An 8,112-nucleotide genomic window follows, 5' to 3' on the forward strand; every position below is an offset into this window, starting at 1 on the left:
AGACGGCTCGTTGCCTCCCCGCCTGCTCCGATTGCTACCGGCCGGAGCGACCCTTGCCGGGAGGGACTTGCACCCTCTCAAGAATTGTGCCTTTCCACGGCACACGATTGCTTCGTCGCAAGAGCTCCTCGCAATGACGGTTGGAAGGTCCTCAAGCCACGCCCATGGCGCGTGCTTCCACGGCGCCAGCCGGTTGCGGCGCATGGCAAAGCCAAACGTGGTGGACCCATCGAAAGCGGATGCTTGCCAAGCGCGCCTGAATCCCCAGTGTCCTGGCAGGTCTTTTGGGTTGGAAAGGCCAGAAATACGCGTAGGATTCAGTCAAGAATGGACAACAAGAACAAGGGAGACTGCCATGGCGGCGGTGCAGGCGCTGGGTTATGCCGGGTTCGGATCGTCCGCGCTCGATGATTGGCGGCAGTTCGGCACCCGCCTGGTCGGCCTGCAGGCGGTGGAGCGCAGCGCTGCGCTGCTCGCCTTCCGGATGGATGACCGCAAGCAGCGCATCGTTATCGACCGCTCGATGCCCGAGGGCGCGCGCTTCTTCGGCTGGGAGGTGACGGATGCCGCCGCGCTGGAAGCGCTCGCGGCCCGGCTGGAAGCCGCCGAGGTCGAGGTATTGGCCGAGCCGCAGACGCTGGCCGATGCGCGGCGGGTCGGCGGCCTGATTTCGTTTCGCGATCCGGCCGGCAACCGGCTGGAGGCCTTTTACGGCGCCGAGATCGACGCGACGCCGTTTTGTCCGGGCCGCTCGATTTCCGGCTTCCGCACCGGGCCGCTCGGCCTCGGACATGCCGTGCTGACGGTGGAACATATCGATACGGTGATGCCGTTCTACGTCGACCTGCTCGGCTTCGGGCTCAGCGACTACATGCAAAAGCCGTTTCGCGCCTTCTTCTTCCACATCAATGCAAGGCATCACAGCCTCGCTTTGATCGAAACCGGCCGCAACGGCATGCATCATCTGATGGTCGAACTGTTCTCGCTCGATGATGTCGGCCAGTGCTACGATGTCGCCTTGAGCGAAGCGGACCGCGTCAACGTCACGCTCGGGCGTCACACCAACGATCTGATGACGTCGTTCTATGCCAGAACGCCGTCGTCGTTCATGGTCGAATGCGGCTGGGGCGGCCGCGAGATCGATCCTTCGACCTGGCGCCCATTCGAAATGCAGAACGGCCCGAGCCTGTGGGGCCATGAACGGGTCTGGCTGCCGCCGGCCGCGCGCGAGGAGGCTCGCGAGATGCGGATGCGCGCCGCGGCCGCGGGCCTGCGGGCGCCGGTGCAGGTGATGGAGGGGAATTACCAGCTGATGTCGGGGACCTGTCCGTGGTGGGATGGGGTGAAGGCGGGCGACTAACTCAACTAAGGCAGCCATTCACCCGAGATGCTTGCGGAAAAACTCGGTGGCGCGGCCCCAGGCCAGCTCGGCCGCGGCGCGATCGTGCACCGAGACGCGCTGCTCGTTGACAAACGCGTGCTGGGCGTCATAGCGGAACACCTCAAACGACTTGCCGGCTTGTTTCATCGCCTTCTCGAAGCCATCGACGAGTTGCGGGGTGCACCAGTCGTCGGTGTTGGCGAAATGGGCCTGCAGCGGAATTTTCACGTCCGCAGGCTTTGCGGCCTGCTCCGGCGGGATGCCGTAGAACACCACGCCCGCGGCCAGTTCCGGAACCTTGGTGGCGCCGATGATGGTGACCGCGCCGCCGAGGCAGAAGCCGGTCAGGCCGACCTTGGCGCCGTTCTTGGCCAGAAATTGCGCGGCGCCGCGCACGGTCTGGGTGGTGGCGTCCATGAAATCCAGCGAGGTCATCTGCTTGTTGGCGGCGTCGGTGTCGTGATAGGGCACCAGCACGCCGGCATAGAGATCCGGCGCCAGGGCGTCGAAGCCCGCCAGCGCGAAGCGGTCGCACAGGCCCTTGATATTTTCCGAAAGCCCCCACCATTCCTGGACCACGACCACGCCCGGCGCGTTGCCGCGCGCGGCATTGGCGAGATAGCCATTGGCGTCCTTGCCGTCCGGACGCTTGAACGTAATGCTGGTACCCATGGGCTTGCTCCGACGATTTCAGGGGGGTGGCCGACCGGGGCTATATAGTCCGCCGCGCGCTCGCGAGGCAATCATTTGCTGTACCGCGTCCGGACCCGCGGCGCGTTCGGTATCCCAGCAAAAAAGCCCCGGCCGGGGCTTTTTCGCATTCGGATTTCAGATCCGGATGACGTCAGGCGTGGACGTCGGCCCAGACTTTTTTCTTGGTGAAATACAACAGTCCCGACAGGATGATCAGGAAAATGAAGACCTCCATCCCGAGCCGCTTGCGCGCCTCCATCTGCGGCTCCGCCGCCCACATCAGGAAGGTGGCGACGTCATGGGCGTATTGCGCCAGCGTTGCCGGTGACCCATCGTCGAATGTCACCTGGCCATCGCTCAGCGGCGGCGGCATCTTGATGGCGTGGCCGGGGAAATATTTGTTGTAGTAGGAGCCGTCGGGAATGCTGACGCCAGGCGGCGGGCTGGCTTCGAAGCCCTGCAGCAGCGCGGCGACGTAATTCGGGCCCTGCTCCTGAAACTGCGTGAAAAAGTCGAATATGAAGGTCGGGAAACCGCGCTCGTAAGAGCGTGCCTTGGTGATCAAAGAGAGGTCGGGAGGCAGTCCGCCGCCATTGGCGGCGCGCGCGGCCTGATCATTGGGGAATGGCGGGGGAAAGTAATCGGCCAGACGGCCGGGCCGCTCGAACATGTCGCCCTGATCGTTCGGGCCGTCCTTGATCTTGTATTGGGCTGCCAACGCCGCCGCCTGGGCAACCGAATATCCGGGACCGCCGGGATCGGCGAGATTGCGGAACGCGATATAATTCAGACTGTGGCAGGCGGAGCAGACTTCCTTGTAGATTTTCAAGCCGCGCTCCAGCGCGCCGCGATCGTACTTGCCGAACGGACCGGCGAACGACCATTTTTGCGACGGCGGGACGTCCGGCTCTTCGGCCCGGGCGCTCGAAGCGCTTGCGGCGAACAGCCCGCCGGCGACCGCGAACAGGATGACCGCGGACACCATCGGCGCCGCCTTGCCGCCGTGTTTCGCCAGCACGTCGTCGGCGATCGAATTGGGAATGGTGCGCGGCGTTTCGATCCGGCTCAGGAGCGGCAACAGGATCAGGAAATAGCCGAAGTAGCAGGCGGTCAGGATCCGGCCGGCGATCACGTAGATGCCCTCGGGCGGCTGCGCCCCGAGATAGCCCAGGAGCACGCAGACGATGACGAAGATCCAGAAGAACTGTTTTGCCAGCGGCCGATACTTGGAGGACCGGGTTTTCGCGCTGTCGAGCCAGGGCAGGAACACCAGCACGATGATCGCCGAGAACATCGCGATCACGCCGGCGAGCTTGTTCGGGATCGAGCGCAGGATCGCATAGAACGGCAGGTAGTACCATTCCGGCACGATATGGGCCGGCGTCACGCCGGGATTGGCGACGATGTAGTTGTCGGCGTCACCGAGATAGTTCGGCATATAGAAGATGAACCAGGCGTAGAACAGCATGAAGCAGGACACCCCGAACGCATCCTTGATGGTCGCGTAGGGCGTGAACGCCACGGTGTCCTTCTCGGTTTTCGCCTCGACGCCGGCCGGATTGTTCTGGCCCGCGACATGCAGCGCCCAGACGTGCAGCGCCACCACGCCGGCGATCACGAACGGCAAGAGATAGTGCAGCGAGAAGAACCGGTTCAACGTCGGATTGCCGACCGAATAGCCGCCCCACAGCAGGGTGACGATGCTCTCGCCGAAATAGGGAATGGCGGAGAACAGATTGGTGATGACGGTGGCGCCCCAGAAGCTCATCTGGCCCCACGGCAGCACATAGCCCATGAAGCCCGTCGCCATCATCAGCAGGTAGATGATGACGCCGAGGATCCACAGCACCTCGCGCGGCTCCTTGTAGGACCCGTAATACAGGCCACGGAACATGTGGATATAGACGGCAAGGAAGAACATCGAGGCGCCGCTGGCGTGCATGTTGCGCAACAGCCAGCCATAGTTCACGTCACGCACGATGCTCTCGACCGACCTGAAGGCCAGATCGGCGTTCGGCGTGTAGTGCATCGCCAGCACCACGCCGGTCAGGATCTGCACCCCGAGCATCACCGAAAGAATGGCGCCGAAGGTCCACCAGTAATTCAGGTTGCGCGGCGTCGGATAGGCCACGAACGAGGCATGGGCGAAACTCAAAATCGGCAGGCGCCGCTCGAGCCACTTCAAGGCGGGATGGGACGGCTGGTAGTTGGATGGTCCGCTCATGATGCGATCCTGAAGAAGCGGTTTAAAGTAAGGCAAAGCTGCGCGACAAGCCAAGTGCGGGATCCCCGATCCCTTAACTCAGCCAATCTGGATTTTGCTGTCGGAAACAAACTGATAGGGCGGCACCGCCAGATTGGCAGGCGCCGGTCCCTGGCGAATACGCCCCGAGGAGTCGTATTGCGAGCCGTGGCAGGGGCAGAAGAAGCCGTCGTAATTGCCTTCATAGGCAATAGGGATGCAGCCGAGATGGGTGCAGATGCCGATCACGACCAGCCATTGATCGTGGCCCTCCTTGACCCGGGCCTGGTCGCTCTGCGGATCGGGCAGGCTCGCGACCGGTACCGCGCGCGCCTCGTCGACCTGCTTCTTGGTGCGGTTCATGATATAGATCGGCTTGCCCCGCCAGAACACCTTGATGTCCTGTCCCTGGGCAATCGGCGTCAGATCGACTTCGATCGGCGCGCCGGCCGCAATGGTCGATGCGTCCGGATTCATCTGGGCAACGAACGGCCATAGCGTGGCCAATCCACCGACGGTGGCGGCGGCGCCGGTTGCAATAAAGAGGAAATCACGGCGGGTGGAATCCACTGAGGACGCTGTCGTCACGATTGCAAACCCTTTCCAAGTTGCAGCCGGTGGAACCACCCCAGCAAACGCATATACGAAGCAGGCATATACGAAGCCAGCGAAGCTGCCGGCGCCCGCGGCCCCCGCGGCGGCAGAAGGACCGCTTTTCCCGGCCAAAGGCTAAGGAACCAGCAGTCCAGAATCGTTCTATTGGCACCCTTGCCGGAAGAGCGCAAGCCCGCTATCGGCTGCCAAGCGTGCCCTGCACGAATTCCGTGCGCGGCAGCGATTTGTCCAGATATTTCATGGCAGACCCGAGGGGCCGGCACGGCATGCAGATTGCGCTATTCCAGCCCGACATCCCCCAGAACACCGGGACCATCCTTCGCCTCTGCGCCTGCCTCGAGGTTGCAGCCCATATCATCGAGCCCGCCGGTTTTCCGGTATCCGACCGGCACTTCCGCCGGGCCGGCATGGACTATCTCGACCAGGTGACCATCACGCGTCACGATTCCTGGTCAAAATTCGAGCAGTGGCGTCACGCCGGAGGCTACCGGCTGATCCTGTTCACGACCCGCGGCGTCTGTTCCTATCTCGACCATGGCTACAGCGCGGCCGACGTCCTTTTGTTCGGACGGGAAAGCGCAGGCGTACCCGACGAGGTTTTCGCCGCGGCCGACGCACGGCTCGCAATCCCGATCAAGCCCGGCTTGCGATCGCTCAATGTCGCGATGGCGGCAGCCATGGCCATTGGTGAGGCGCTGCGGCAAGCCGGTCGCGCCACCGGCCTGCAATCCAACGACGCGAGTTCGACCCGTCCGTGATCCCGCCGGCAAGGCTCGCCCCGGCGCGGCTCTATTCCATGCTTTGACGCGCGGTTGATACGAATCGGTATCCACTTCGCTCGAAAACGCTATTGCTCGAAGTACGAAACGCCATCCGCGCGCCGTGAAGTTGGAGGACGACGCACCGGCATCGCATTTGGCGGTGCATCGACGACCGCGCGCGCCAGGCCGTGATCGGCCTGTCACGTCCGATCAATAGCCTGTGAAGCGCGCCCATCAACATTGAAGGAAGCGAACCATGAACTTGAAACCAGGCGATGTTGTCATTCTGAAATCCGGAGGTCATCCCATGACGGTGGCAGAAGTCAGCGACGGCGCCGCCGCGTGCCTCTGGATGGGCACGGAAGGCGAATTGTTTCGCCAAACGCTGCCATTGGCCGTCCTGGAGCTTGCCGACATCCTGGATGACGACGAGGAAGAAGAGGACGACGAAGAGGAAGACGAGGACGAGGACGAGGAAGACGAGGACAGGAAAAGCGTTGCGTGAGCTTTTTCAAGACGATGCCGCCGGTCCTGCGATCGCCGGCGGCATCGCTTTGCCGGTCTTGATACAGCCTCATCGACCTGCTTCAGAGGATCTTCACAGCCTGTGGTCGCGGGTAAAGCGAGCTACGGTCTGGTCGGCAATGGCTTCGAGCGCCTGTTGTTCGAGCGCGAAATTCGTCGCCAGCCAGGCGTCTTCGGCCAACGCCAGCACGTGGCCCAGCGCCGGGCCCTCGGCGATGCCGCGGGCGATGAAATCGGCCGCCTTGAGCGGAAATTTCGGCGCGCGCCAGCGCTCCGGCAAGGTGGCAAGCTCGCGCCATTGCGCGAAACGGCCATCATCTCCCGCCCGCGCCCAGGCCAGCATCAGCCGGTCGCGATAGCGATCCTCGCCGAGCCGGTAGAGCCGTCGCCGCGCGGTCGCCTCGTCCATCCCGGCGAGCCGCCACCAGCGATGGCCCATGGAATCCAGCGCCCTGGTTTCGGCATTGCTCAGCCGCAGCCGCCCCGCAAGCCGCCTCGCGTCCTCGGTGACGGCGACCGCCAGGGCAGCGAGCCTTCGGATCGCGTTCGCCTGCAGCCCGAGCGAACGCTCGGCTGCGATCATCGCGGCAAACGCACCGGTATAGGCGACGCCGCCGAAAATCGGCAGCAGCAAGCCGCCGTCCGCCATCGCCGCAATCGCGCCTTCGGCAGCTTCGGCGACCAGCAGCTTCAGCATTTCCATACGCACCCGTTCCGCCGACAGGCTCGCCAGACCTCGCCGCGCACGAATGCAGGCGAGATAGCCGGTGCGATCCGGCTCGCCATCGCCAAAGGCGGCGTGCATGCGGAAGAACCGGAGGATGCGCAAGTAGTCCTCGGCGATCCGCTGGTCCGGGTCGCCGATGAAGCGAACGCGCTTTGCGGCGATGTCGTCAAGTCCGCCGACGTGATCGTGCAAGCGACCTGCGGCGTCAACCGACAGGCCGTTGATGGTGAAGTCGCGCCGCTGCGCATCGACAATCCAGTCGCGGCCGAACGCCACCCTGGCCTTGCGGCCGAACGTCTCGGCATCCACGCGCAAGGTCGTGACCTCGAAGGGTTGGCCATTGACGACCAGCGTCACCGTGCCGTGATCGATGCCGGTCGGCACGCTCTTGATGCCGGCCGCCTTGGCGCGGCGGATCACTTCGGATGGCACGGCGGTGGTGGCGATGTCGATGTCGCCGGTCGGAATCTTCAAGAGCGCGTTGCGGACCGCGCCGCCGACCACACGGGCTTCCTCGCCATGGCCGTTCAACAGTTCGAGCACGCGGGCGGCTGGACCGGACGTGAGCCATGGCGCGTCGTCGAGCACGCGCGCATCGCTCATTTTTCAACTCCGGAAATTTCCACTCCGGGAACGAATTTGCCATTCTCGATATGCGCCGGAACGTAGGTCGAGTTCGGCGCCGCGCCGGAAAAGTGCGCGAGCAGGATGAAACTGACGAGCACCAGCAGCAGCGAACCGAGCACCAGTTTGGCGACGACATGCACCGGCCAGGACGACTGCACCACCAGCCCGGAGCGCGTCGCGAGCAGGAACAGCGCATAGACCGCGAACGGGATCAGGAAAATCAGAACTTCGGTGAACGCCGGACGGATCATGGCAGATAGATCCGCTCGTACAGCATACGCAGAATTCCCGCGGTCGCACCCCAGATATAGCGGTCCGCGAACGGCATGGCGTAATACGAGCGCTCGATGCCGCGAAACTCCCGGGTCAGACGTTGATGGTTTGCGGGATCCATCAGGAACGCAAGCGGGACCTCGAAGGCATCGTCTACCTCGGCGCGGTTGATGCTCAGCGTGAAGCCCGGCCTGACCCGCGCGACGGTAGGCAGGATCCGAAATCCAAAGCCGGTACCGTACAGATCGAGATAGCCGATCGGATCAAC

The 8,112-nt window shown here is 63.6% G+C and carries 9 protein-coding genes; 3 read left to right on the top strand and 6 right to left on the bottom strand.

Going from position 1 to position 8,112, the window contains the following annotated elements; all coding sequences use genetic code 11:
• Positions 1–355 precede the first annotated feature (355 nt).
• Entirely contained in the window at positions 356–1,360 is a 1,005-nt protein-coding gene (locus ABSG20_RS23875; protein ID WP_423866969.1) for a VOC family protein, read from the top strand.
• Positions 1,361–1,378: 18 nt separating this feature from the next.
• Here ABSG20_RS23875 and ABSG20_RS23880 read toward each other — a convergent pair whose 3' ends face one another.
• The 3 genes from ABSG20_RS23880 to petA all read right to left on the bottom strand — a co-directional run bounded on the left by ABSG20_RS23880 (position 1,379) and on the right by petA (position 4,904).
• Positions 1,379–2,053 (bottom strand): dienelactone hydrolase family protein, encoded by a 675-nt coding sequence (locus ABSG20_RS23880; RefSeq protein WP_423866970.1) that lies wholly within the window; start codon positions 2,051–2,053, stop codon positions 1,379–1,381.
• A gap of 172 nt (positions 2,054–2,225) precedes the next feature.
• Positions 2,226–4,298 carry a cytochrome c1 gene (locus ABSG20_RS23885; protein WP_423866971.1) on the bottom strand — a complete coding sequence of 691 codons (2,073 nt, stop codon included), beginning with the start codon at positions 4,296–4,298 and terminating at the stop codon, positions 2,226–2,228.
• Between the two features lie 78 nt (positions 4,299–4,376).
• Positions 4,377–4,904, bottom strand: a complete 528-nt coding sequence (gene petA / locus ABSG20_RS23890; RefSeq protein WP_423866972.1) for a ubiquinol-cytochrome c reductase iron-sulfur subunit — start codon at positions 4,902–4,904, stop codon at positions 4,377–4,379.
• A gap of 293 nt (positions 4,905–5,197) precedes the next feature.
• Here petA and ABSG20_RS23895 point away from each other — a divergent pair, with 293 nt between their 5' ends.
• Positions 5,198–5,689 carry a tRNA (cytidine(34)-2'-O)-methyltransferase gene (locus ABSG20_RS23895; RefSeq protein ID WP_423866977.1) on the top strand — a complete coding sequence of 164 codons (492 nt, stop codon included), beginning with the start codon at positions 5,198–5,200 and terminating at the stop codon, positions 5,687–5,689.
• A gap of 259 nt (positions 5,690–5,948) precedes the next feature.
• Complete coding sequence (locus ABSG20_RS23900; protein ID WP_423866973.1) at positions 5,949–6,197, top strand: YodC family protein; 249 nt, start codon at positions 5,949–5,951, stop codon at positions 6,195–6,197.
• A 93-nt stretch (positions 6,198–6,290) separates the two neighbouring features.
• Here the strand turns inward: ABSG20_RS23900 and ABSG20_RS23905 are convergent, their stop codons facing one another.
• From ABSG20_RS23905 to ABSG20_RS23915, 3 genes are all read right to left on the bottom strand, one after another.
• Positions 6,291–7,547: a CCA tRNA nucleotidyltransferase gene (locus ABSG20_RS23905; RefSeq protein ID WP_423866974.1), complete on the bottom strand. Its 1,257-nt coding sequence runs from the start codon at positions 7,545–7,547 to the stop codon at positions 6,291–6,293.
• A complete protein-coding gene (locus tag ABSG20_RS23910) occupies positions 7,544–7,822 on the bottom strand; it encodes a DUF6111 family protein (protein WP_423866975.1) in 279 nt (92 codons plus the stop codon). Before ABSG20_RS23910 ends, ABSG20_RS23905 begins: the two co-directional genes overlap by 4 nt.
• Positions 7,819–8,112: NUDIX hydrolase (locus ABSG20_RS23915; RefSeq protein WP_423866976.1), on the bottom strand; the 294-nt coding region annotated here is incomplete at its 5' end. The genes ABSG20_RS23915 and ABSG20_RS23910, both read right to left, overlap by 4 nt.

It is taken from the genome of Bradyrhizobium sp., from assembly GCF_049512235.1.
In the GTDB taxonomy this organism is placed as follows: domain Bacteria; phylum Pseudomonadota; class Alphaproteobacteria; order Rhizobiales; family Xanthobacteraceae; genus Bradyrhizobium.